This window comes from Pedobacter jeongneungensis, assembly GCF_000633455.1.
Taxonomy (GTDB): Bacteria; Bacteroidota; Bacteroidia; order Sphingobacteriales; family Sphingobacteriaceae; genus Pedobacter; species Pedobacter jeongneungensis_A.
This window is the reverse complement of record NZ_AYMG01000001.1, coordinates 168,386-193,312: the sequence shown is the minus strand read 5'-3', so window position 1 is coordinate 193,312 and position 24,927 is coordinate 168,386. Positions and strand designations below refer to the sequence as shown.

Here is a 24,927-nt window from a genome sequence, read left to right as displayed (position 1 = left end):
CAGGCCTTACATTTTTAGCTGTCCGGATGGAATTTCAATCTGATCACGCTGTGTGTTAGTAATAGATTTAAGGAAATACTTTACTTGAAGGCCAATAACTGAACCATAAGCACACCGTAATACTCCACCATCGCCCCAGGCACCATTCACCACAGATGCATAAGAAACTCTATTCGCGAATTTACGATGTAACCAGCGCTGAAAAAGCTGCGTCGATAGTGCTTCAAAGGCCTGATCGGGCGTACTGTTGTAATTATTCAGTTTACTGATATCCATATAGATAAGTATTTTGGTTAGCAGAGTACTATTCAATAATCAAATGGCTATTGTAAATTACACTTGGTAATTGTGCAGTACACAATAGTATTTCTACTCGATTTTAAAGGTAAGGAATTAAATTCCCATCACTTCTTGAGTGCCCTACAAAATCAAAAGTTTTATTACATTATCTTCAATGTTGGATAAAGATCAGATTATCAATCGAACTTCAAGTTGCTTGACAGCTCAGAGTATTCGGAAAACCGACATACTATTTCTCAAATCCGCTTTTTCTGGTAATATCCTTGAACATTATTCTTTAATACATTCTCAAAATTTAATACCGCTCCACAATCCTCATACCGCATTACTCCGAAATACCCAGAAGATACCTAGCCACAAAAGACATTTACAAGTCTTGCTAATCTTTTCGCTCCTTTACCATTGTTAACTATAGACCGCACTTCTCTTATTGTACATTCTTGTGGAATAAACTTAAACCAAGGACACCCACTTAATTTCGATAATGCAGATCCATTTCATGATCTGCCCTAAAGACTCTGAACTACTAATAATCTCCAATTGGATATTTACAAGGAAATTAACGCAATTTCTCTTACCTCAAAATAATTCTGCGATAGCTTTGCACCTTTTGTTTTATCTACAGCATTACTACCAAGATGACTGATCCATGAATAACCAAAAAAGGTATCTGTACTATAGTTCTCAGGCATAAATTTGATTTCAATTTTAGTTGGAATTGGCTCCGCAAATGGATGATAATCAAAAGAATTCTTATGCCTATATACTTCAGGAACCAAGACGGCCAGATCTAAATCGTTAGGCATTTGGTTATCTAAAACAAGAAAGCTTCCTCCAATCAGTACCTGAATTTCAGCATCAACACCTTCTTTTTTCTTCAATCGTTTTAAATAGTTTTGGAAACTATCAAATAAAATCCGCTTTCTATCAGAATTAAGGAATTTAGTTTTGAAGGCATCTAAAATGTAAGGTGTTGCAGCCGGTGTGAATGGAAAATTTACCTTAATGTCCTTTTTCAACCTTAATCCCAACCAGCAATAAAACCGGTATTGCAAATGACTGTAAATTTCCAAACTATGGAGAAATTCATACAGCTCTTCCAAGGTGTGTTCTTCATTTTCAAAAACAAGACCATATTGTGTCCGCTTACTATCGATCAATACATTACATTCGTGTTCTGTCATTATTTTATCTTTCATCGAGTTTTAAAGTACGATGCTGTCAATATATCAAAAATCGCTTTAGATCTGAATACATTTAACAGGAAACAAAATAATAGATCCCTAGCCCATAAACACTTATCACTCCCAACATCGAAGCTGTTTTTTTACTTATCTTCGGCTCAATAATCTGACTAACGTTTCGAAAAAGCTTTTAAATGTCTTTAGGGTTTATAACGCCCGAAATTACATCTTCGCCTGAACGCCCCCATGCTTACCTAATAAGGCATATCCTTATGCGCGACTTGCTGACAGCAGGCGTTTTTAAGAACTGGTGTGTTCTGGAAAGACCAGGGTGCATTGATCCCATCTCACCAAAAGACGACAGTCCGATAATCTACTGGTTTACAGCAAATTTATACACCAATAAAATTGGCGAAACGGCGTTAATACACTCTGGTTTATGCAACCAAGCTTAAGGGATAAACAGTTAAATCTCCTTACAAATATTACTCGTTCCAAAATTTGACACAATTGGAGTTACCGGTTTCGCCTACTTCTTATGCTGAAAAGAAATCGAGTTTGCGATTGATAGATAACATCATTTTGAAGATCAAATCGAAATAAGAAAGCGCAATTTCTCTTGAGAATTCTTGTTGATATAGCTGAGAAAATGTGGATGATAAGGTCGTAATTTGTGTTTTCTGACCTAGTTTGACTTCTTTCCCAGATTTGAGGGAATTTTTTACCTCCTCAAAACTGAACATAAAACCCGAAAATTTCGCTGGGGCATCCTTGATAATCTTTTTGGTCTCAGCATGGGAATAAGGATTCCGGATTTTATTCTTAACATCCTCCAGCTGATCGAAATCTTGCTGACTCAACAGCCCTTCTTTCAATGCTAGCTTCAAGGAATCAATCAGATTTAAACCATCATATTTCTTGATAGCCTCTTCGGTAAGCTTATTGTATAGCTCAGACTGAGCATAGTTTACTCCAAGCGTGTATTTTTGGATTAGAGCCAGTTTGATCAGCCGCTCCAGAAAATGATTGGTAGCAAAGATGCTCGCCTGAAACAGCTCTAACATAAGGGTTTTGAGAATTTCTAATCGGAGCGATGAAAGTGAAAGAAAATAATCTGCTTTAGGCTCCAAATATTTTTCTATCACTTTGTAATTTAACTTTGTTTTCTCAGCGAAATCTTTTGCAAACAATTGTTCCATGACTTTAAAATTGACTATTTAATTGTGCATTTTATTAAAAATTTTGACACATGAGCGTGTTGAAATAGTTATTAAATTAATATTTGATTACAATTACCCCATCAGGCGCTTAGTCAATACCCATCCAAAAACCTGTTCAACTATGCAATTGGCTATTTCGATCATTCCGATAACTGCCTCAAGCTTGTTTTCCTCAGAAACCTCGTTATCTGTCCGCCCAATAAAAGTCTTCACTTTTCCATCTTCCATTTTATTGAAAGCCGTTGCGCCATGGATATGCTTACTACTGAAATGTACAAACGCCGAGGTTTCCTCATATACTTTTTTCATCCAGGGATATCGTGATGTTTCTTTTTGAACCAAATAACGATCTGTCATCTGCTTATTATCCTTATCCCTCATCAAATCAATCCGTTCTCCTAAAAGAACTTTTCTGGCAAACTCGTGCGGATTACTTACTAACCAGCTTGCTGTAAGGCGCAGGTATGTATCCAAAAAAGGTCTTACCAAGTGGGCCGCAGAAATGTAATTTGAACTTCCCATTAGCGTAATAAATCCAAAACTGAGTGACATGGCGCGATTAAGGATACCTGCCACATAAAAATCAAGATCGTAAAGAGCATTTCCTGAATACATCACCTCTTTACCCAGAGTCAGGAATCTTTTATCGAAAGTTTCCAGGCGCTGCAGATAGAAAGCAAGCCATCCTCTTAGCTCATCATCTCTAGTGTCAGCCGGGATGACATTGTCTTTTAACGCTAAGCTTTGCCAGAATTTTCTGGCATTTAATTTAATAAACTTTTCATTCCCTATATGCCAATACTTCTCTCCTTTCTTATTCAGAACTAAGCAGCCTAAATCGCATTCAACCTCATCACCCTGGTCTGATTGGCTCAAGAATACAGGTTTCATTTCCTCTGGAATTTCTTTTACAGTCTCTTTCCAATTCATAGAAAAATAGCTTTTATTTTTTGTTAGTTTGATTAGCTGCCTTGATAAGGACTCCAATCCATAAAAAAAGGCCTCGTATAAAGCACAACATAAAATGTTCTTGCCTTGGGAAAATGACGCACAACTTGAATTTCTTTTTTATAGCGGAACTCAGCAGAAGAATCATAGCAGTATTGCCTGATTCTTCTAAGCAATTTTGTGTACAAATGAAATATAGCCATCGTCTTGTGAAATATCAATGTCCATTCTTCAAAAGAAACTCCATGTTTTGATCCATCCTTATCCTGCTCAAAATTATTAAAGCTGATAGATCTTCCTAGAATAGCATATTGAGAATGTGATATTGCGTTTCTGATTTGAGGGAAATGGCATTCTTCAAATCCCTTACTGAGCTCTGGCAGGTATTCCTTCAGACCGGCTTTAATCTGTTCTAAGAGTTGGCTACGTGAAAAACTTCCAGGCTTCGCCTTTCCAAAACCATTTATGCTGCAATGCCAATCATAACCTTTTCCCTCAACTAGCCTTACCAGCTGATAAAACTTCTTCAAAAAAGTTTCACCTTCCCAAATTTTAATGTAAATGAGCATCTCAATCTGAATGGTTAGCTCCTCAGCCGCTATTACATCCTTTAGCTCAGTGTTTTGCTCCGATCCCGCATCAACTGCTTTTTGATAATCCTCAAAACTCGCTATATCTGCAGAATTACCATAATAGGCAATAAATTTGTAGTTAGTCGTCTCACAATGCCCTGCCATGTCATCACCTATATTATAGTATTGCATAAGTTCCTTGATTCCGGGATTTTCGAAGTCTTCCTCTTCTGATAAAAATGCCCCTTCCATAGCCAGAAGTAGGTCTCCGGGGTGTATTTGGTTCTTATTTGCAAGCTCGAAGAGCAGTTCGAAAGCAGGTTCGAGCTTAACTTCAGTCTGAAGTATGAGATCTTTAAAGAGCATTTTGTTAATCTATTTAGATAAAAGTCAAATATAAGCGATTCCAAGTATCCTTATCGTTTGACAATTCATTATATTTGTGCTTTAAGGCAAAGGACCTTATGATTTTAGGAGAACCAGTAAATGACTTCCCACGAAACAGCAAAGTAATTTGGTTACATTCTGATTTTGTGTTGATCCTATTGATATAAGAGTGCTTATTAATCAATACAGAGAAAGTCTTTAGTTCGAATCCCATTGTGTTTGCCACTCTGGGATTTTTTAAATTTTAATATGCTCATCTTTCTACAATTTACGCTCACCGATATCAGAGGTCTCAATCAAAATTTGGATGAGCTGCTTCATAAACCTGCCTGGCCACTACCCGATCCTACACAGTTTGTCAGGGGAACTGGTAAAATAAGACCACGAAGGAAAAAAGGATTAAGGAGCTGGGTACATGAAGGCTATCTCTGTGATGTTAAGAAGGGAATTTCGGCACCTGCCATTTATCCTAGTGCTCAGATTCAATTAAAAAATGTTTACCGAAATTTCTATTCTGGAGATGAACAGGTATTGAACCGCTATGAATTTGTTTTCCGTACCAGCAAAATTCAAAAGAAGGTTACTAATCAACAAATCCATCAGATTCTGGAGAGTTTAGCAAAAACTACGCTCAACATTAAGATAGGCGGCCTTCAACATTCCCAATCTTTATTCGCTATCTCAGGGAATCTTAAAAAATTTTACAGGGCAAGCAGTACCTTTAAAGCCAAACAATCTACAGCGCAAAGCTTAAGCGACATCAAAATTTGCATCCCCCAGATTTATCTTTTGTTAGATGAAGGTGAGCAGGTGGATGAACAGGCGATATCATTGGATAGTATTTCTGGGCCTGATAAAAATTATCGCCTGTTTACTTCCTGGCATGAGCATGCTGGGCAAAACTTTAGGATTTGGCTCCATGAGCGTTTTAATGAATCAGTTCCTGAAATACATCGGCAGTTAAGGATAAGTACCCAGCGAATCTTCGCTGAGCATTGTTGCCTGAAACATGTTTTTGCATCCATGAACAGCGGCAAAATCACAACAATACGCGGAACTAGGCAATCTGACAAACTCCAGCGTTACTTTAATACTGCTATTTCTTCCTTTTTGAAGGAGGAAAAAAGACTTCAGCCATCAAACGATCTAACCGGATTGTCTGATGAATTTTCAAAAATTTTCGATAATTTTCAACCAGGGGAACTGGAATTATTGAGGCAAAAAATATTAGCCTCTGATTTTAGGCCAGCCATTCTCGATAAAACAAAAATAATTATGTCTAATTACACTTTTAACAATTCTCAGATTGGGGCTGCTGGTGATCAAGCCAGCTCCAATAATGCTATTTTCAATCAGCAAACCAACTCTTTGCCCGCTAACACTGATTATCTAACTTTAGCCAATGAGCTAAAGAAGTTAACGGATTTTTTGACTGCTGAGGCAAAAACTGAAGAACAGCAGGCTGCTGTTACCAGCATCACCCAAGCTCAGCTTGCCGCTGAACAAAAAGATGGAAACGCTCTTCTTCACTATGTAAAAGAAGGAGGAAAGTGGGTTTTCGATACCGCGGTTAAAATTGGTGTCCCTGTTCTATCAGCCATTGTCAAAGAACAAATTGGCATGCATTAATACCACGTTTAAATCAAGTGCAGATCTTATCAGTGACTTGCACTTGATTAACATTATAGTTTTCCTGATCATTAACTATTCCGGTGCAGCTGTTCTTCCGTTTCGGAGATTTTCTATTTTATCGTGTAGCACCTCTATACGATCTGGCAGGATGAATAAAAATTCTATTAAGTAATCTAAAAGATCCATCAAAAGGATTGACGTCTCTTCATCCGGTTCCATCTCCTCACTAAAATGGGCTCCCATATTTCCCATCTTACGAATGCCGTCGGCAATGGTAACGATAGGTTTATTCAAATCCACAATTTCAGTTAATCGATTCAGCGCTTTGCTCAGATTAAATGATCCATTTTGCTTTTCTGGTTGTAACATCTGAATCACTCCCTCCAAGAGCCTTCGGCTCATCACTGCGGCAGCTCCCCATTGATTGGTGTTGAATGATGTCAAGGTAGACTGGTAAGATTTTTTAATCTGTGGTGTTAGTGATTTAACAGAGTCTAATCCTGGAAGCGGCTGACGGGCACGGGTGCTGGGATAAACATAAAGCAATCCTTTATCCATATTTGATGGCGCATTTTCATCAACCACATAAAAAAACTTCATTTCTCCGGAGCAGTGCGGACAAAGTGCCGTACCAAAATTTCCTATCTTGTTTAGTTCTTTTTGCCACCTGATCTCTAAGCTTAGAAAAATGACGCAATGAGAACAGTGGATAGCAACACGCGAAGGTATGCTTACGTGATTACTGGATAGCGGTGAAGTAAATTGAGATGGGCTAATTTGAGATACCATTATATTTTTATGCGTTAAGATAGAATTAAATTCTGATAGTTTAAAGCATACATACAGCACAAAGCTACCAACTATAAGGTCCGCACTATAGCTAAAACTCCATATTTGAGAAGGCGGCCCCAAATATTTTTTCTTTTATCTCTGTAGAACTTAAAGATGAATGGTCGGCTCAGCTTTTAAATTCTTTTTTCCTCGTTCTGCAGTGCCTTATATTTTTCATCAAATATTTCTCTCAAAATCTTATAGACCTCTTCCAGTATTAAACGTAAGTCTTGATTGAACATTTCTAACGATTTTTTAAAATCCGCTACGACACGGTCTGTCTGCGTTTTGGCCACTACCTTGAATTTTGAACTAAAATCAGGATCATCTCCCCTATCAGAACGAAGCAGTGCACTATACATTTCAACTGGTCTGAGCTCTCCATAATCGATATTTTTATGATGGGCAACCATATTTCTGTCTTCTCTATAAGGCTCAATACATACCTCAACTTTTACAAGCGCCCGGTATAAACCTGGGTAACTCTCTATTTTTCTTCGATATTCCAATTTCCCACTTTTCGGAAATAAGAAAAATGCAGTTTTACACTTCTTTTGCTCTGCCCCAATAATCAAAATTATATTAGTCAAGATTAATAATCTATCCAATACACTGGTGGTTTTAAACAGATGCATCTCCATGTGATATACAATATGATCATAACGTGTGATTTGGCTTTTTTTGAACGCCGGTATTGCCCGATATGATGAGAGATAAAGCGTTGCTTGCCCTAACTGCTTCATTAGCGTTTCAACCTCCGACAATGCCAGCAAGCTGTTTCTCACATACTCTTCACTCAAAGTCAATGCTCTCTTGGGCGTGAAGCCATCCCTTGCCCTTTGAACCAATGTCTGATCTTCAATCATCGGTAATGATAGTTCAGTAAGGTGCTGCAATAATGAGTCATCGATCATATGTCTATCTTTTGCTTCTTTTAAACCATCGAGATTGGACCAGGTAATCGAATAAATATGATCTAAATTTTAGCTACAAGCTGTTTTAAAAAGCTCCCTATTAAGATTCCTTGGGAAGTGTAAGTACCTTAATTAATTCTTTTTGTGGTTTGTAATCTGAAATATACCCTAGGTCTTTTAATTTCATGATCAGCTGTACGAATAAAGGCTCTGCTCTCCACTCGATAACCTGGCCTTTGATTTGAATTCCTTGATAAGGCTCTGGCATGATTGATAATACCCTCATTGTTTCCTCGAAAGAAAAATTATCTATCACTTTGATTAAAAGCCTTAAACTATCATCCTGGCCGATCACTTTTTTTTCGAATATCGAGGACAGCACTTGATTATCTATGTTTAGCTGCTCTTGAACAATTTTCTGAAGACCTAGTGCTTTTAATATTTCCAAACCTGGAGTTTTCAACAGTTCTGACGCTTTGCTCAACACTATATTTTTTTCCTCAACTGTAAACGTTGTTGATTTGATGATTCCCATAAGTAGAAAATCATCAGGAATGTAGTTATCGATCTCAGTGACAAAGTCATTTTTCCATTTTTCTGCCAACAGGACTTTCAAAGTTGAAAGCTCATCTTTTAAACGTTCAAAATTTTTAGATGTGAGCCTTAGCTTTTTCCGTAAAACCAATGTTTTTACTTTTTCCAAATTCAACCCTTCCAAGTTTAAATCCCTATAATGGTAAGGAATTGATTTCAGAATTAAATCATAGCTCGCATCCGAAATCCCTTTATCTATAATTAGTGCATGGCAAAACGCTTGGACAGTTTTCTCATCTGGGATTGGATTGCTGGTATCTATTTTGGACTTCGATAGAACTTCGACGTTTTTATTAACAAATGCTCTAAAATGATCGTCTGGAATATCGGCATTTCGGTGGAAATAGTTAATCAAACTAGCCCAGTTAGGCTCTACTTTTTGCTCCGAAAGTAGAAATCCAGCAAAATCCAGATCAGTAATCTGAGACAAGTCTGCTATTTTAGTTTTAACATGTTCAATAATTTGCTCTTTCTTTTCCGGACTTATGTTTTTGTGATTCATAAGTTTGATAAGCCCCTCTTGTTCTTCCAATTTATTTTTACCTAACTTGAAGTAGAGCTGATCTAAATAGCTATCCATGTTAGCATCAACATAATCAATCAGATTCCCGCAACCACTCCGCAAAATGGCTGTGTAATTCGATTCATTGAATTTCTTCTCATTATAATTACCAAATTTGGCCATTACTTCTCTCAACATTCCCTCATTTATTTGGTAGGCATCATGGTCATAGAGATAATTGCATAATTCGAGTGGTGCCTCATACAAACCATGATTTGCGAATTTGATATTGAGTGCTTCGATAACCGCTATAAGTTTTTCTCTCCTGACCTCAATTTTTAGAAAGTCGGAACTTTTAGCAATTTCGACTGACAATTTTGATTTATAAGCTAACCCCTTAATATCATCGACATCGCAATAGCTGACCACTTTGCTCATCAGGTCTGCAGTTTCTATGTTCACATGTGTTTTACTATTGAGTATCTGCCACATTTTTGGCCAAACTTTTGCCAATTGCTTAAAAAATGTGGCTTCGTCTGCACAATTCTGAAGGTATTTATTTACAAAGTCAAGTGAATATGGGGTTCCATCGGCGATCCTTCTTAGCACCCTGTTGTATTGATCCTCAAAGGCCACATCACTAAGCAGAAAATCCAATAGTTGAAAATTAAGAATAACAGGATATGAAAATTCAACCAGATCAATCTTTGCTACGAGCTTATCAATTTTGTCTAGCGGATAATCAAAGTCAGAGAATAACTGTGCCTTCACATTCAGTAAAAACTCCTTATCCGTCTTTGTAATTGTTCCCTCGTAGAAAATAGATATATAATCCTGATAATCTTCATCTATATATCCCTTTCTCATCAGGATGCTTGTAAGCTGCAACTGTTTTGGATCCTTAATTTCCAACTGCATTTCACTTAAGGCCATTACCTGTTTGAGCTTCGTATGCCTCGCTTCTATCTTGTTCCGTTCTAACTCTGCGATTTCTGCTTTTAGTTCTTTTATTTTCTGTTTCACTCCGACACCCAGTAGTTCAACACGATCTTCATAACTGTAAACAGGATCAACCAAACGCTCAATTTCGGAGAATTCAATATTAATTATTGATGGGCTATTGTATCTAAACTGTGTACTATAATCACGTGTATAGTAACTAGCCGATGCGGTCTTATCCATCAGATGCTTAAACTGATCGACTTCCGCCATTTTAGATGGTGTAACCTGGCTTCCGTTTATATAAAAGCTATTAAAGTTGGAGATCTTTTCAATAAACTTAAGCACATACATCATGTTCAGTTCAGCAATGCGCGGAACACCTAAATCTTCTAATGACGTTACTTCTTTTTGGAGCTCTGCTATCTTCTGATCTAATGTTTCTATAGCTTTGGCTATGAAATTATTTTTCTGAGCAAATGCGCTATGAAGTACCCCCTCATTCATCCCTAGGGAAATAAAATCATTTGGATAGATGTTCTTGTAAACAATCATTGCCAGCAGCTTTCCAGGATCTAATTTCTCTAAGCGGTTATGATAGATATGATATTCATTGGTAATGTTGAATAGCAAACGCATATCATCGATAAAAAAAGAAACATCTTCTATCAGATCTGGGCCAATTGGATAATGATTTTTAGCGATAATATCCTTTAGTTTTTCATTTGAATTAGAAGAATTGATCACCGGAATAATCGGAATGATGAAATCGAAAAACTTCGTTCTATCTTTATCCTTGAACATATTATCCCGCACCGCATACACAAAGACGATATCTCGCGTGATATTCTTAGAATTGTTAATTAGCAGATTTAGTTCCCTAAGTTTTGTAAAAATCTCTGTTTGCTCAAATCTATCCAGATCCTCGATTACCACCACCGTGTAGTCCGTGACTTCAAAAAAATAGAGGATTTCATCCAAGTGATTATTGAGAATTGATTTGTTGATGTTCTTACTGATCTCTATCTCTGCGTTATTGATATTAAGTTTGCTGATCGTTAAACTGCTAATTAACCGCAGGGATTTCCGGATCAAAAGGAAATAACCTGAGATCACAATCAGAAGTGATAAAATCAATATGATGGTATTGGTAAGCTCATAAAAGGGATGTCCAATGATATCTTCAAGAAAAGTCTTATTGAAGAGTTGGATGGTTGCTAGTATCAGGAGAAATATCCCTGCAGTTAACCAGGAAATATTGGTATCATCAAAGCTTTTGATTTTTTTAAATCTGGAATCTGGGATAGTCTCGTCGGCTTCTCTGTAGAAAATTTGCTGAAGTATACTCAGCTCAATCAACCTTAACATCTCGCCATCATTCAGGTCTTCTCCTTTCTCTTTTGCCTTTTCCCTTTCCTCTTTAAAAGTTGCGAGGGAAATATTTAGAAATGATAAATCAGGATTTTGATTATGGTTTTGAAATGTTTTAAGTACTGTACTCTTGCCTGATCCATAGGTCCCTGTAATAGCAATATTTTTGATGTCTTGAGATCCTCTGTTTTCTAAGGCCCATCTCAATGCCGTGGCATAGGCTCCATCTGGATCTGCATCTCCTATTGGGGATAACGAATGGTATGCATGCTGGTCAGGAGCTATGATGGCTACCCGGGTTGGAGCCTCAAGCTGAATAATGTTACGGTTTACTTTTTCAGAAATAAATTTGAGTAGCGCTAATTTAATTTTCTTCATTTCAAAATTGATGAATAGCAAATATAGTTAAAGCTCATATTGACTAATAAAAACATAGTCAAAACAAGTTACTTTTTCATGAAAACGAATTCAAAAGTTATCCGACGCAGCCGATTGAGCGAGGATAATTACCAGGGTGAGTACAAGGAAACTTGGCTTTCTAATTTGGTTTTTTTTTTGGTCTCATCGTCTTTATCATTATTGAATTGAGGAATGCTATTGAAAAATAATCATCATCTTTATAATTGCTAATTCAAGGCATTCATTGCCTCATTAATAGGCTGGGTGTTATCTGTTGTCAATCTTAAGGTCCAATTGATTAAGATTTGGTGAAGTAATGGCGTATCACCAAAGATTGCCTGAACTTCGGGAAACAATCTTATGTAATCTGAAATAAACTTACTAAGCATCGCTGTAATGTTTTTGGTATTAAACATAGCCATACTGATGTGATCATTTCCCTTGGTGTTAAAAAGATCACGGTATTGAAAAACACTTACATTTGATGGATGGGCATATAAAGAAAAGTAAGTATAAAGCGATCCGGTAAGCTGAGCTTTAAAGCCCATAAATTGGATCATCTGTTGCCAATGCATTTTTGATGCTCTACCATTATCGAGATTGACCCGATATTCTTTTGCATCTATTGTTTTATCAATTAACTCCCTATCTTTCTCTGATAATACGGTATACGGTTCACATGTTTTGATTCGTTCGGTAATATCCGCAATTTCTGATGCTTCGATTGCCGCTTTCTGCTTATTTTCCTCTGAGGAATTCTCTCCGACAAATCTTTGCCTGTATTTTAAGCCTGCAAGAACCCACATTTGATAAAGCATGTCTTTCTCTGCTTCACTATATTCTGAGCGGTAGATGAGATGAAATGTCGCAGTTAACTCAACAACACTGCGTCCGGCGGAGGCAACAATAGTAGGATCAATAAAATTCCGGAGGCCGTTATGCTCTCCTGCATAATTGAGCCCATCTATGAGTTGTCGCAGGTTAAGCATCTTGGTAAATACCATTTGCAGCACGAGTTTAGCTTCTCTCTTAGCTTGGCTTGCGGGCTGATCTGTATGTTCGTTTATTATTTTAAATAATAAATTGATATAAATATCAAGTACATCTTTGGAATCACTTAAATTTTCAGCAAACATCAAACGCTGGGATTCTTCTCGTAATTGGTCTCTGGTCATTATTTTTGATCGCGTTAGAAGACAAATATATTGATAATCCTCTATATGGTTACTCATCTCAAACCAAGACAAGGCATTGAAGTCAAACAAACTTTTCAACTTGACCCAAAACCCGTATTTAATATATTGGGCAGTAATCTGATGGCATTTTTTCGTAGACAGCGATTAGCTTGATTGCAATGATGAGAGGAGATTGGCGTCATCAAAGTGATAAGCCAATGTCGATAAAATCTGAAATCGTTATTCCCCGTATTGCCTCTCCTGCCTCAAATGGATCGTCTAATTTGAATTTCCCTTTCGCAGCTCCATTTAACGCATAGTCATAACCACTGATACTGACAATGAGCCAATAATTCCTTCTCTTTTCTACAATGACTTCTTCAGCATAAAAGGGCCATTGTCTTTCAAAATCCACTTTTCTAATTTTTTTTGATTTGATATTTGGATTGAAGCGCCTATTCAGCAAATCCATTAACGTTCGTTTATGTACGCGCCTGGGCTGTTGTTTAAACCTAGTAGTATCCTTTCTGTAATCGGTTGTACCGACCTTATCTGGATAAAGCATAGCAAAATCAAAGACATTGGCTGAAAAACCCCTTGCATGATCTCCCAACGTCCCGAAATTAAACTGTCGAGCAAGCGCGGATACGAACTTTTCGAAGATGATGATCACAACGCGGGCAATGTCACCGAACATTTCGTCCTCAAGGTCTCTATTCTTATATTTAGAAATCCCTAATTGATTGATAATCTTGACCTCAAAAACCTCCCAAAGTTCTTTAGGGTTTACACTTGGTTTGACTTTTCCTGTAATGACATCAAAATTATGGTATCTCGCGAATTTCCCGAATTCTGACAAAATGTATATCAGTTCTTTTAGATCTCCATCTTTTTCAAGGAAGCGTCTATCTTCAATCAAATAGTAACGCTGGTGATCATTGAAAAATTCCAATAAAATGCGTCGAAGTAAAGCTTCTAAATCATGACCTAGGTCTTTGATATATTGAAAATCCGGATATTTTCCATTTTTATTGTAGTATCCTAAACATATATACGACTTCATCAAACGCTCAAAACCTTGGGAAAGTAACTGGAAAGGAAGGAAATAAAAGTTATTTACAAAATCAATATTTTGGATCTCTCCAAAACCCAGCCTGATGAGCCTATTTGCTGTTTCGATTTCTTCTAGAAGAGAAATATTTTTAAAACTGCTTGAATTATTATCCATCGGTTTTATGATTGATTGTTAGTATTTCTTCCCAAATTAATATGCTGGGATTAATTTATGATTGATTGGAAATCATCACAGCTTCATGAACAGGGAATAAGGCTATATTCGCCAGGGTAATATTAATAATTTTTTTAATGTGCTTCTACAACTCCTATACCGCCACCAATTAAATTGGAATTAAACCATTAATTATCTTGCGAATATAGATTTTGCAGGATGGAATCAACTGGATTGGATTTCCCAAGTAATATAGCGTAGGTAGTTATCACTCACTATTTCCTTTAAGCCTTCTTTTTCCGATATTGCCCCTCAACCTTGTTTCTAATCACTTTCTCGAAATTTACTATGGCTTCGCGATGCTCATACAGGGTCGATTTTCCCCCCGATTAACCCTACAACGATTTACCGAGTCTTATGCCAATTTTGAAAATATAAAAATCTTACTTTCATGGATAGCCAGGAAAATTTAATGGTAATCCATATCTCGGTAAGATTACTTTTCTGGGTATAGAAGAAAGAAGTAGGTTTCATTTGACATCTCTCAAAATAATATGTGTATTTCTATCCAAAGGTTGTACTGTTAAAAACCAAATTCAGAAGTGGCGAAAGCCGGAAGTTGCCTGAGGATCTGAATAGTTGTATATTGCTATCAATTGTTAACAGTTCCCTAGCTGGTTACTGAAAGGGAACTCCCACTCGCTAATTTATCATGACAGAACGTTTTTTTAAATTTCGGGGGAGATTTGACTTTTCCCCACATCCATATGAGATCGGTAACCCAATATTCCATAACAGAAAATTAGAGGATAATTTCTTTGCGCTGAAACTTTACAGTCTGCCTGATGGTGAATACAAAGCGTTTTACGATTTTCATCTTAACCATTATCTGCTACGGTATCCAGATGGTCGTGAGGCCTTCTTCCGTAAAGTAAACCGGAGCATTCAAAGAAGAATTACTTTTTATTCAGGTAAGGATCCATTCAGATCCGTATATGAGATTCACTCGGCCAATCTTGATAAATTAGAAGCCTTCCAAGGATTCTTAAATACTATTGATGAGTGGAACGTAAACACATCGATGGAAAAATTGCTAAGTCAAAAGGATGCAGAAATTGCGCAGCTCAAAAGTAAGGTAGTAGGTCTGCAGGCTCAGCTCGATGAAATGCTGCAGTATGAGGCGAGTGAAAAAATTGTAATTAACAGCGGGAATTTAGCGGCATTTATGGATCTTATGCGCCAACTGCAAAAACTCATGTTGCCAAATGAGAAAAGGCTGGTGAGCACTCAGGGCCATAGTCCGTGGTATAAAATGGTTGCCAAAAATTTTGTTCATGGAGATAAGCCAATACCGCTGGCAACTGCCCAGAATTATTTTTCTTCTGAAGACTCTTCTAAATATATTTTCATATCCGACAAGGATAGGGTTTTTAATATTGTTCCGGTTAAGCCTGTTGATCGCCATTAGGCTATTTTAATACACAATGATGCCCAAACACCTCCATTGGGCATCTGATTACATGTTTCTGTTCTCACCTTTGATGTGAAATCTCCGTACGGATAGGATTTTGTCTGTAGCATGCCGGAGATAATTGATCATTAAATTTTAAGAGACATGAATTTAGACCTGGTAACCAAAAGTGATCTGCTTGAACTAAAAAGCGAGCTGATCGAAGAGATCAAAAAAATTATTCCGCTCCAAACTGCTGCGCCGGATGAGTACCTCAAAAGTTCTGAGGTCAGGAAGCTGATGAAAATTTCTTCAGGTACTTTGCTGCACTTGCGGGTTAGCGGTAAACTGCCCTTTACCAAAATTGGCCGCATTGTATATTTTAGTCGTGAGGATATCAGGCGCATACTGGGTAATGGTACGCCTGAAAATGCGGTTGTCAAAAGATTATTTCGAGAGGAGGCGCATGGGGAGCGTAAATAAAAACCTTGATTATCTCAAAGAGTGGATTCAGGCGGATCAAAGGCTTTCGGCGTTTCACGTTAGCCTGTTGGCTGCGCTGATCTTTGCCTCAGAAGATTCTGGGTTAATTCACCCTTTTCAGGTGAGCAGAAGCAAGCTTATGCGTTCATCCAAGATCTACTCAACTTCGACCTATCACAAGTGTATTGGTGAGCTTCAGGTTTTTGGGTATATCTTTTATAGCCCATCCTATAACCCTTTTCTTGGAAGCCGGGTATCCTGGAACCTGGAAGACGAAGCTGTGTTGAGCTGCAATTTATCTTAAGGACGACTATGGACTTTGTGAGTGCAACATAATAATTGAACATTTAAAATAGGTTTTTTGAATAATTCTTATGGGAGATCTGTTGGGATCGGTCTCCCACTAAAAAACTCTGAGAGGTTAAAGCAATATGCAAAAGGTCCTTTTTCATTTCCAGAAAAAGGAGCAAGCGGTGGTTGGGCAGAGCCTCACCATCTGGCCTTTACGCTAGCGTAAAGGCTGTTTGGAGAACCCTCCAGGGGTTCTCTTGGCCGCTGACGGCGGCAGGATTAAAGAAAAAGGAACCCTAGACAGGGTTGTAGATATGCAGATATGTGCATGCTTATATAGCTGTATATCTATAGGGCAATATATATTACGATATACATAACAAGTTACTTAACGAACAATGAAGAGCTGAAATGGAAACATTAAGAACCATAAAATATAATACGCAGACCGCGGTCAAAATGGATAAGATCGCTCAAAAGCTTGGGCGTCCGAACCGGCTGGTTTTTGTGCAGATGGTGGATTACTTCTTTCGGAGTAAGAAAGATCCGCTTGATATTAATGATGAGCTGTTAAAGAATACACTGCTCAGACAGCACAAGGATTACATCGGTTTTATGAAGACCCAGGAAAATGACCTGCTTATTCCGATCAAAAGAGAAGTGGATAGGATGACGAGTAACCAGAGGGATCTCAATAACCTACTTAAAGAGTTGGAGAAAAGAAGCGGTAAGCTAGCTATTGGACAAGGTGAACTTTTATTGGATGGAAAAAACTACAGTAGCAAACTATTGAATACCGATGAGATACTAAAAAACGTCCTGGTGAAGCTATCTACAGGTGAGCAGCTTAAAAAGCAGTTTCACTATATACTCGGCACTTACATCAAAAGCAGGGATGCCTTTGGTATGATGACTTCAGCTAGGGAGAAAGAGGAACTGGCCAGGATAACCAGAAACCAGATTGATCTTTTATAACCATGTACATCAATATTACAGACAATAAGGAAGCCAGTAACAAGGGCAGCAGTGGAGGTTTGGTAAATTACCTGGAAAAGGAGAACCGTACGGAGGAGCTAAAGCAGCCGGAACTATGGTTCAATGGAAACCGTCAGGATGTGGAGGCCTATGAAGTACGCCGGGCATTGGATGGAAACAATGCAAAGCTGGGAAGACATGAGGCCAAGTTTTTCCTGATCAACATCAGCCCTAGCCAGAAAGAACTGGAGCATTTGAGGAAATCGGTTGGGGATCCTGATATGAAAAATGTACTGAAAGCATATACAGAGAAAGTAATGGATGAATATGCAAAGAACTTCAGACGCCCTGGGATTGGTAGTAATAAGGATCTGCTCTGGTTTGGTAAGATGGAGCATAACCGATATTATAGCCATAAGGATGCAGCGGTTAAAGATGGTAGCCGGAAGCGCGGTGAGAAAAAAAACGGGAATCAGCTGCATATACAAGTGATCATCAGCCGCAGGGATATCACCAATAAAATAAAGCTGAGCCCCATGAACAGCTCGAAAGGTAGAAATGCTGAACACTCCAAAAAAATGGGGCAATTTGATCGGATGGCTTTTAAGCAATGTGGGGAGCGTTTGTTTGATGAGCAGTTTGGCTTTGAGCGAAACCTGAGGGATACCCTGGCCTATGCGAATATTTTAAAGAATGGTACTTTACAGCAAAGGGAACAATTGGATGTTTTGCTGGAGGCGTCTATGAAAAATTACCAGAGCAAATCTGTGGTTAATGAACTTGCTTTAGGTGTCGCTGAGGGAATTTTTTCTTCTGTTGGCAACATGCTCGAATCTACCGGTAAAACCGTAGGCGAATTTTTGGAAGTTTTGATGGAGCCAGTACATATTCCGGATATCGCATCTGATACTATTGAAGAAGCAGAAAAGCGAAGAAAGAGAAAAGCGAGACAACAAGAGCAGGGTATGCAGCGTTGAGCGGATGGGCTATAGTTTTATAAAAAATCAAAAGGTCAGAAGAAGAAATCCCCTCGCGCCTTGCGGCCTGCGAAACACCCCGGGTGCACTATCCCAGCATGTTTCGCTTTAGCTTCTACAGGAAAAAAATAGTGGGGGTTAGTCAAATGAATTTATTTCCCCCACCTGATCATTCTTAGATCTTATTCGTACAGGATATTAATTTATTCCTGCCAGATTACAGTAACCGGTCGTTCCAGAGGACAGGACTTTCACTTTTACCCACTCTCCCTTTTTTGCAAGCAGTTTCACTTTTTGGTTGCGCTTAAGCGTTTCAATAACAGGATAGGATAATCCTGGCCCTGAGCGAAGACTGATTTCTTTGAGCTTTACCGCGGATAAAGATTCAAAAACGTAACTTTTCATATTGTTCTTTTCAGCACTGAAGGATTGCTTTTTCTGCTGACCAGATGCAGATGATCTCGGCTTGTAGCTAGATGCTTTTTTGCGGGGGCTTGAGTATACTGGGGTTTGCGATTCAAGAGGTGAGCATATCCCACAGGTGCCTCCACTCCCGCAGTGGGCACAACGGGAACAGTTTTTACACGCAGAACAATAAGCTGAACCGGTGCATCTTCCTAGCTTGCTCTCATTGACTGTGCCAAGTGAAGATATCTTTTGGCAATTGCCAAGAAAATAACAGCACATCAGTGCTATTGACAAAATAAATGCTTTCATGATTATGTTTTAATATAACGATATAAACGTTGCTAAAGTAAAATGTAATTGAAGATATGCCTGGCAGTCTATTTATGCTGCCAGCATCTGCCACCTCCGACAACCATCCGTTTGCAATAGCCTCCGGTCTTGTTTTTTGCCCCGCAAACTGAAGAGGTTGGAGCGGTGGTTCCACCTGAGCTGTTCCCGCCGGTTGGGGTGGTGGAAACATAACTGCCAAAACTTGATGTGCCGTTTCCAGAAACGGTGTTATAGGAAAGATCCGCACGGTTATAACCGAGATTTCCGTATACAGCTTCCTCGTCCTTTAAGATATAAGCCTGGATGGTCTGATAACTTGAAATGATTGATGAAACGTTTAACTTCAGATCAAAGGAAACCTTTTTCTCAATTTTATAAGTCCATTTGCCTATGTTGCTCGTTACCGTTTTGGTCTGATTGCTTGCATCGATGTAGGAAATGTTACAGTAATCACAGGTCACCTCATAAGAAAAAACTACCGGAACTTGCTCCTGCTCCTTTGCAGTTTCCTGCGCTGCTTTCTTACAGGAGCTGTGCATCATCACGGCTAAAATAACTAGTGCGGTAGACATTACTGATTTTGTAAAAATTGTGCTCATATTTCTGATTTGAATTAATAGGAGCCAAGGTATGAGAAACTAAAAAGACATCATTACGGGTTTCCGTAAAGTTGTGATAAATCCCTCGCAAACTTTACTAAGAGTCTGTTTTTAACCAGTCTATAAATCGAGGGGCTTTTGAACGGCTCACATTTATAGGTTCTGGGGTTTCTGGTTGTAATCTTACTTTAAGGCCTTTGTGTGGAATCTTTACATAGCCATCTACTGCCGCAGATGAGACAATATAACTTCTTGTTGCTTTGAAAAAAGATGCTTCGTCTAGTTTTTTATAGATACTGTCTAAAGCTATAAAACACACATCAAGATCACTGTTATGATGCTGGATATAGGTTGTCCCGTTTTCTACATAAATATAGGCAATAGCTGCGGTTGCAATTTTCTTCTCTCCCTTCCCATCAGGAATAAATAGATACAAAACTGGCGCTGGTTTTGGTTTTCCAGCCGTACTATTTAGCCATTCCGAAGATCTATACATATAGTAATAAACCACATGTAGGAGATTGATCATGATACAAATGAGTACAAGTAAGCTGGACATATTCCGGATATACCTTGTTGAGCTGATATTGACGTTGAGGAAATAAAAAGAAATCCAACTGAAAAAATAACAGATCAGTATAGGTGCCATAAATCCTAATAGAATCTGAAAAACAAGCCTTTTCCATAAATCTTTCTCCCAGAGCCACTTTGAATCCAGATAACTTGTGAAAATATTGGTAAAGGTTATCATGATGAAAACGGTTGCAAATGTATTTGCACATGCAATGTGATACCAATCTTGGGTGAAGGTATGCCAAAACCGTGAGTTCATAGTTGGCCAGTTTAAACAAAGCGTTATGAATAGCGAGATCAGCATCATCCAGCCAAAGCTGAAATAATCCGGAAGATTTTTGCCATCTGATTTCTTGCTATGCATAAACTGCCTTATTAGTTTCATAAAAATACAAAAAGACCTTTTTATTGGCCAGTCATTGGGGGCAATTCATCAAAGTGAGGGACAGTTCACCCCCGAAATTGGTGCAGTTGACGGAAAAACGTCCTTTTTGCCTCTATTTTTCTAAATGGATAGGCCTAAATTTATTCAAGTAATCCGATAGGCAATGAACAATGACTTCAATGAACAGCCGTCAGGCCCTGAAAAAAAAGAGTATAAATTTCTTTGGATGAGATTTAAAAAGCCGGAACGCGGAGAAGTTTATCGAAGCCTTTTTGGCATTATCGCAGTTGTCATTGGCGTTGGACTGGCAGCACTATTTCCTCAGAAAAATTGCACATGCGAGGATCAGATAACAGACCTGCGACTGGAAACACTGGCTCGCGAAGGTAATAAACAGGTCATGCACTATCAGGGGGAACGTGAGAGTGTCATTATTTGTGCCGCTAAGAGGGAAGAGCTCCTCAAAAAGCTTGAGCAAGAGAAAAGACGACGTCCCAAAAAAGAAAACAGCCCCCATTGATTTGGGAAAAAATATTGAAATATGGTGGGTAGCACCTGTTTTCAGCCGCCCTTCCCGGGCGTTAAGTACAAAGCGCTAAGATAATCTGCCCAGAAGTTGATTAGGTTATTGGTGTGGAAACCGGCAGGTGCTCGCAAGTTTTGACCGGACTTTATACAGGGGACGCAGGCGCAGCGATAAGCGCGTATATTTTTAGAGTGGGCATGCAACAGCCAGGTTGTTGCAAATGGGTAAATGTTAGGCAAAGACAGGAATTATGAAAACATTAAGGGTAGTTATATGGATTGAACGGATACCGGAAATAATTTTCCGAACCGGCCTTTCTGTGCTTGCAACGCTAATCCTTAAAATGATTAAGAAACGTTTAGCTAATGTAGAGGCAAAATTAGGTTCGCCTGCATTAAGTGAGCCCAATAAATACCACGCCAAAAAGAGAGTAGTTGTTTATTTTCCACATGTTCGAAAATATGCGCTGTTCCCGGCGAGGCCGTGAGGCCTGATAAAAAGAAAAAGGCTGTCCAAAGCTGAACAGTCCTTTTCGGAATGCCCGCCACAAGGGCGACCATAATTAAATCATTTTAAATTTAAACAATATCGGTATGTATACCAAATCATTTAATACTAAAAAAACATGGCTTGGAGCTATGTTTACATTTGCTCTTATAGCAATCATGGGTTTGACTTTTGCATTTAAACCATCGGATAGTAGTGCCAATAACAAGAAAGTACAGCCAAATCTGTACTGGTATCAGATCAGTTCTTCGGGTACATTACAGACGCAGCTTAACAGCACCCCTCAGACAAAGGATGATTCTATGCCTGGTGGCAGCAATCCCCTTACCTCTTGTGAGGATCAGACTGCTGCTGATTGTATCAGAGGCTACGAAACTGTTCAGACGATTGATGATATCGCTCCCGCTCCAGCGGACAACGACCATCGCGTAAGGTTCAGTAATTAATGATTAAGGGGTGGTAATGGATGGTTATTCCTTCACCACCCCTTTTTCCCTTATTACCAGGACATCAATTGGCCTTTTCTGTTCAACAAGGTCGAGCCCATATTGCTTTAACTGTGCTCTGATTTTTCCCAGATTAAAACTATCAACAGCATTTCCGTTTAATTCAATGTCTATGTTTCCTGAATAACCGGTTTCGTCCACAAATGGCTTTTCTAGTCTAAGCGCTACCCAGGAACCTAAAATATTTGAAAAAGTCTTAAAAGGACGGTTGATAAGTCTCCTAACCGAATCAATTTGACTGGTCCGGATATCAGACATCCTAAAATTTGAAGGCCCTGTTTTCTGAGACTTTAGCTTATCCATGTTTCCTACCTTTACTAAAATCATACTACTAATCAATTTTTTTTCTACTCTTGCATCAAATCCAAGATATCGCTTCAGATCTGAACGCATCATAATGAACCTTTCTTCGGCCATATTTTCCGGCAACAGCAGTGCATAGTTGTATAGATTTTTTCTCTTCCAATCGTGAGCCAGTTCTTCCTCTTTAGGTGAAATAAACCGTTGAGTATCGTTCACATCCAATACAATGTTCCATTTCTTGGAAAAATCGTATTTCCCCTGTTCCCCGAAAGCTTCCCTGTATAAATTCATGAGGTCATAGTTATGGAATGATAACCCATTCTTTCCTATCGATCCATTTAAATTCACCCCTGGAATCGCTTTTGAAAGATAGGAATAGCTAATTACGCTAGGCTCATATTCCTTGTCAAAAAGTGATGTCAAGTATTTACGCCTTTCCCGGTAATCCTCTAAATTCACCTTGTTTCCGGCAAGGAAGCGACGAATGGATGCTGCCGTGAGTTCATTGGTCATCTGGTGAAACTTCCCTTCTCCGTCTATCCATGCATAGGCAGGATTGGCCCGATTCGGGAATAATTTGTTGATCGTGACGTCACTGGTTGCAAATGGAATCTGTGGCCTGAAAAGAAATTTGCGGGTCTCAAAAAACCTTCTTGTTGAATCAAGACTTTCCTTGTTAACCAGCACAATTGTTACCTCATCTGCGAAGAGTCGCTGCAGGGAATCTATTTTTGGAAACGACTTTAAACAGGAAATACAGCTTGGGCTCCAAAAATCGAATATGATCAGCTTTCCTCTAATCTTATCAAGGTCAAACGATTTCTTAGGGTAGTTATAAATATTTTGAAGCACGATATCAGGAATCTGTTCGCCTTTTTTTAAAGCGGCCTGGGCCATACCTATCCGTGGAAAGAAAATCAGCATTAAAATTAGGAGAATTAAATGTTGGGTTTTAGCTATGTTAAATTGTCTAATTTGCATATCCTGGATTTTGGGTTAAAAAAATATTGGTCTGTGTTTCTGAAAAAGGAATGGGATATAATGACATGAAAGGTTTCCAGGTTGGCTTAAGGCTAATAAGTTTTTGGTCAGCCCTACCGCTTCTTTTCAAATCAAGCCATCGATGGCCCCACTCACAAAAGAGTTCGCTCTGACGTTCATGATATATCGCTTCAGTCAGCTCCGCTTTAGTCAGTATATTAGAAAGGTTTGGGAGTGGATTTGTTATGGCAGGTGTTGCTGCTGCCCTAGCTCTGGTTCGAACCACATTCAGATCCGAAACCGCCCCATTAAGGTTGTCCTGAGCTATACGCGCTTCCGCTCTAATCAGGTACTGCTCAGCCAGGCGCAGGATAATAAGACTTTCACTTACCGTGGAGTTGGCCCTAATCTTATATTTGTATGGATAGCTATAACTTACACCATTGACAATATTGCTGGACAACCACCTGCTTTTTCGAAGATCTCCTGCCTCAAATTCATTTAGCAGGTTATCCCTGATCACAAGAGCAGGAACAATAGTACCGGAAGACGGAAGGAAAACGGCTGCTTCCGCGGTATTAGCCGTTTCCCTTACCAACTGCCAGATGGTTTCATTTGAGGTGTTCAGGAAGGTTTTGTTTAGATCCGGCTCTATGTTATATAAACCGGAGGATATTACTGAAGATGCTTCAGCTTCTGCCTCAGCCCATCGCTGGCTGTAAAGATAAACCCTGGCCAAAAGTGCTCTGGCCGCGAATAGATTGGGCCTTGCTTTTGCGCTACTCGGGTAATTTGCAGTCAGGAGAACTTTAGCTTCCTCAAGGTCTTTAACAATCTGGGCGTAAACAATGGCTGATGACGTTCGTGGCATCACTGCGTTCTGCTCAAAGTCGCTTGTGAGCGTAAGAGGAATATCACCAAAAAGATTAACCAGGTAAAATAGATAAAATGCCCGAATGGTAAGGGTTTCACCTGTTAACTGTTTTTTTGTTGCTGTACTTAATGAGTTTGAGGCAGCCAGTCCTTCCAGAATGGCATTTGCGTGGTAAATGTTGCGGTATGCCGTGCTCCAGAAGTTATTGCTGATTATCCCGTTTGAAGAAAGGAGCATATTACCCGAAAAAGGATCATAACTGCTACTTGGCGCAGGATTGAACAGTTCATCCGCCGACAAGCCGGAATATACACTCAGCCCGCCATTACTCATGCTCAGGTTTAGTGTCACCATCTTGCTATAGAGCCCCATCACCGCTGATGTTGCGGTCTCATTTCCAGAAAATACATCTTTGCTCAGGATCAGATTTCCGGCCTTTGGTACCTCAATTAGCTTTTCACATGCACTCCATAAAAAAGCGGTTAATAGCAGGCTCCCAAGAAGCAAGCGCCTAAGATGGGAAATAGGCCCTGGGTATATTTTAATTACTGTTGTTTTCATAA

Annotated in this window: 23 protein-coding genes; 8 read left to right on the top strand and 15 right to left on the bottom strand. The window is 38.9% G+C overall.

Annotated elements, in window-relative coordinates:
• Positions 1-6: 6 nt before the first annotated feature.
• The 5 genes from U859_RS0100895 to U859_RS0100875 all read right to left on the bottom strand — a co-directional run bounded on the left by U859_RS0100895 (position 7) and on the right by U859_RS0100875 (position 4,590).
• Positions 7-276: a hypothetical protein gene (locus U859_RS0100895; protein ID WP_025141564.1), complete on the bottom strand. Its 270-nt coding sequence runs from the start codon at positions 274-276 to the stop codon at positions 7-9.
• Positions 277-848: 572 nt separating this feature from the next.
• Entirely contained in the window at positions 849-1,499 is a 651-nt protein-coding gene (locus tag U859_RS0100890) for a DUF6932 family protein (protein WP_025141563.1), read from the bottom strand.
• A gap of 521 nt (positions 1,500-2,020) precedes the next feature.
• Positions 2,021-2,683, bottom strand: coding sequence for a hypothetical protein (locus U859_RS0100885; protein ID WP_025141562.1), 663 nt, complete (start codon positions 2,681-2,683; stop codon positions 2,021-2,023).
• A 93-nt stretch (positions 2,684-2,776) separates the two neighbouring features.
• Positions 2,777-3,634 (bottom strand): hypothetical protein, encoded by an 858-nt coding sequence (locus tag U859_RS0100880; protein ID WP_025141561.1) that lies wholly within the window; start codon positions 3,632-3,634, stop codon positions 2,777-2,779.
• 32 nt (positions 3,635-3,666) lie between these two features.
• Positions 3,667-4,590, bottom strand: a complete 924-nt coding sequence (locus U859_RS0100875) for a hypothetical protein (RefSeq protein WP_025141560.1) — start codon at positions 4,588-4,590, stop codon at positions 3,667-3,669.
• Positions 4,591-4,860: 270 nt separating this feature from the next.
• Between U859_RS0100875 and U859_RS0100870 the strand changes: the two genes are divergently transcribed.
• Entirely contained in the window at positions 4,861-6,240 is a 1,380-nt protein-coding gene (locus tag U859_RS0100870; protein WP_025141559.1) for a hypothetical protein, read from the top strand.
• Between the two features lie 75 nt (positions 6,241-6,315).
• Here the strand turns inward: U859_RS0100870 and U859_RS0100865 are convergent, their stop codons facing one another.
• The 5 genes from U859_RS0100865 to U859_RS0100845 all read right to left on the bottom strand — a co-directional run bounded on the left by U859_RS0100865 (position 6,316) and on the right by U859_RS0100845 (position 14,196).
• Positions 6,316-7,032, bottom strand: a complete 717-nt coding sequence (locus tag U859_RS0100865; RefSeq protein WP_084152995.1) for a DUF4145 domain-containing protein — start codon at positions 7,030-7,032, stop codon at positions 6,316-6,318.
• A 176-nt stretch (positions 7,033-7,208) separates the two neighbouring features.
• Positions 7,209-7,988 (bottom strand): Cthe_2314 family HEPN domain-containing protein, encoded by a 780-nt coding sequence (locus U859_RS0100860; RefSeq protein WP_025141557.1) that lies wholly within the window; start codon positions 7,986-7,988, stop codon positions 7,209-7,211.
• A gap of 100 nt (positions 7,989-8,088) precedes the next feature.
• The gene (locus U859_RS0100855) at positions 8,089-11,772 is read right to left on the bottom strand and encodes a hypothetical protein (RefSeq protein WP_025141556.1); all 3,684 of its coding nucleotides are present in this window, start codon (positions 11,770-11,772) and stop codon (positions 8,089-8,091) included.
• A 248-nt stretch (positions 11,773-12,020) separates the two neighbouring features.
• The gene (locus U859_RS0100850) at positions 12,021-12,968 is read right to left on the bottom strand and encodes a hypothetical protein (protein WP_025141555.1); all 948 of its coding nucleotides are present in this window, start codon (positions 12,966-12,968) and stop codon (positions 12,021-12,023) included.
• Between the two features lie 202 nt (positions 12,969-13,170).
• Positions 13,171-14,196: a hypothetical protein gene (locus U859_RS0100845; protein ID WP_025141554.1), complete on the bottom strand. Its 1,026-nt coding sequence runs from the start codon at positions 14,194-14,196 to the stop codon at positions 13,171-13,173.
• A gap of 712 nt (positions 14,197-14,908) precedes the next feature.
• Between U859_RS0100845 and U859_RS0100840 the strand changes: the two genes are divergently transcribed.
• The 4 genes from U859_RS0100840 to U859_RS0100820 all read left to right on the top strand — a co-directional run bounded on the left by U859_RS0100840 (position 14,909) and on the right by U859_RS0100820 (position 18,372).
• A complete protein-coding gene (locus U859_RS0100840; protein ID WP_025141553.1) occupies positions 14,909-15,664 on the top strand; it encodes a hypothetical protein in 756 nt (251 codons plus the stop codon).
• A gap of 147 nt (positions 15,665-15,811) precedes the next feature.
• The gene (locus U859_RS0100835) at positions 15,812-16,129 is read left to right on the top strand and encodes a helix-turn-helix domain-containing protein (RefSeq protein WP_025141552.1); all 318 of its coding nucleotides are present in this window, start codon (positions 15,812-15,814) and stop codon (positions 16,127-16,129) included.
• A 702-nt stretch (positions 16,130-16,831) separates the two neighbouring features.
• Complete coding sequence (locus U859_RS30820; protein ID WP_025141550.1) at positions 16,832-17,395, top strand: BfmA/BtgA family mobilization protein; 564 nt, start codon at positions 16,832-16,834, stop codon at positions 17,393-17,395.
• Positions 17,396-17,397: 2 nt separating this feature from the next.
• Positions 17,398-18,372 carry a DUF5712 family protein gene (locus U859_RS0100820; RefSeq protein ID WP_025141549.1) on the top strand — a complete coding sequence of 325 codons (975 nt, stop codon included), beginning with the start codon at positions 17,398-17,400 and terminating at the stop codon, positions 18,370-18,372.
• Positions 18,373-18,570: 198 nt separating this feature from the next.
• Here U859_RS0100820 and U859_RS31520 read toward each other — a convergent pair whose 3' ends face one another.
• The 3 genes from U859_RS31520 to U859_RS0100805 form a co-directional block, all read right to left on the bottom strand.
• Entirely contained in the window at positions 18,571-19,089 is a 519-nt protein-coding gene (locus tag U859_RS31520; RefSeq protein ID WP_084152994.1) for an SH3 domain-containing protein, read from the bottom strand.
• 68 nt (positions 19,090-19,157) lie between these two features.
• Positions 19,158-19,709, bottom strand: a complete 552-nt coding sequence (locus U859_RS0100810) for a hypothetical protein (RefSeq protein WP_162799830.1) — start codon at positions 19,707-19,709, stop codon at positions 19,158-19,160.
• 97 nt (positions 19,710-19,806) lie between these two features.
• Positions 19,807-20,667: a LytTR family DNA-binding domain-containing protein gene (locus U859_RS0100805; RefSeq protein ID WP_025141546.1), complete on the bottom strand. Its 861-nt coding sequence runs from the start codon at positions 20,665-20,667 to the stop codon at positions 19,807-19,809.
• Between the two features lie 163 nt (positions 20,668-20,830).
• On the opposite strand from U859_RS0100805, the gene U859_RS0100800 reads away from it, so the two are divergent.
• The 3 genes from U859_RS0100800 (at position 20,831) to U859_RS0100790 (ending at position 22,146) form a co-directional block, all read left to right on the top strand.
• Complete coding sequence (locus tag U859_RS0100800) at positions 20,831-21,187, top strand: hypothetical protein (protein ID WP_025141545.1); 357 nt, start codon at positions 20,831-20,833, stop codon at positions 21,185-21,187.
• Positions 21,188-21,443: 256 nt separating this feature from the next.
• Positions 21,444-21,680, top strand: coding sequence for a hypothetical protein (locus U859_RS31890; protein WP_162799829.1), 237 nt, complete (start codon positions 21,444-21,446; stop codon positions 21,678-21,680).
• 151 nt (positions 21,681-21,831) lie between these two features.
• The gene (locus U859_RS0100790) at positions 21,832-22,146 is read left to right on the top strand and encodes a hypothetical protein (protein ID WP_162799828.1); all 315 of its coding nucleotides are present in this window, start codon (positions 21,832-21,834) and stop codon (positions 22,144-22,146) included.
• A 24-nt stretch (positions 22,147-22,170) separates the two neighbouring features.
• Here U859_RS0100790 and U859_RS0100785 read toward each other — a convergent pair whose 3' ends face one another.
• Entirely contained in the window at positions 22,171-23,490 is a 1,320-nt protein-coding gene (locus tag U859_RS0100785; RefSeq protein ID WP_025141542.1) for a DUF3738 domain-containing protein, read from the bottom strand.
• Complete coding sequence (locus tag U859_RS0100780; protein ID WP_025141541.1) at positions 23,480-24,925, bottom strand: RagB/SusD family nutrient uptake outer membrane protein; 1,446 nt, start codon at positions 24,923-24,925, stop codon at positions 23,480-23,482. Before U859_RS0100780 ends, U859_RS0100785 begins: the two co-directional genes overlap by 11 nt.
• Positions 24,926-24,927 lie beyond the last annotated feature (2 nt).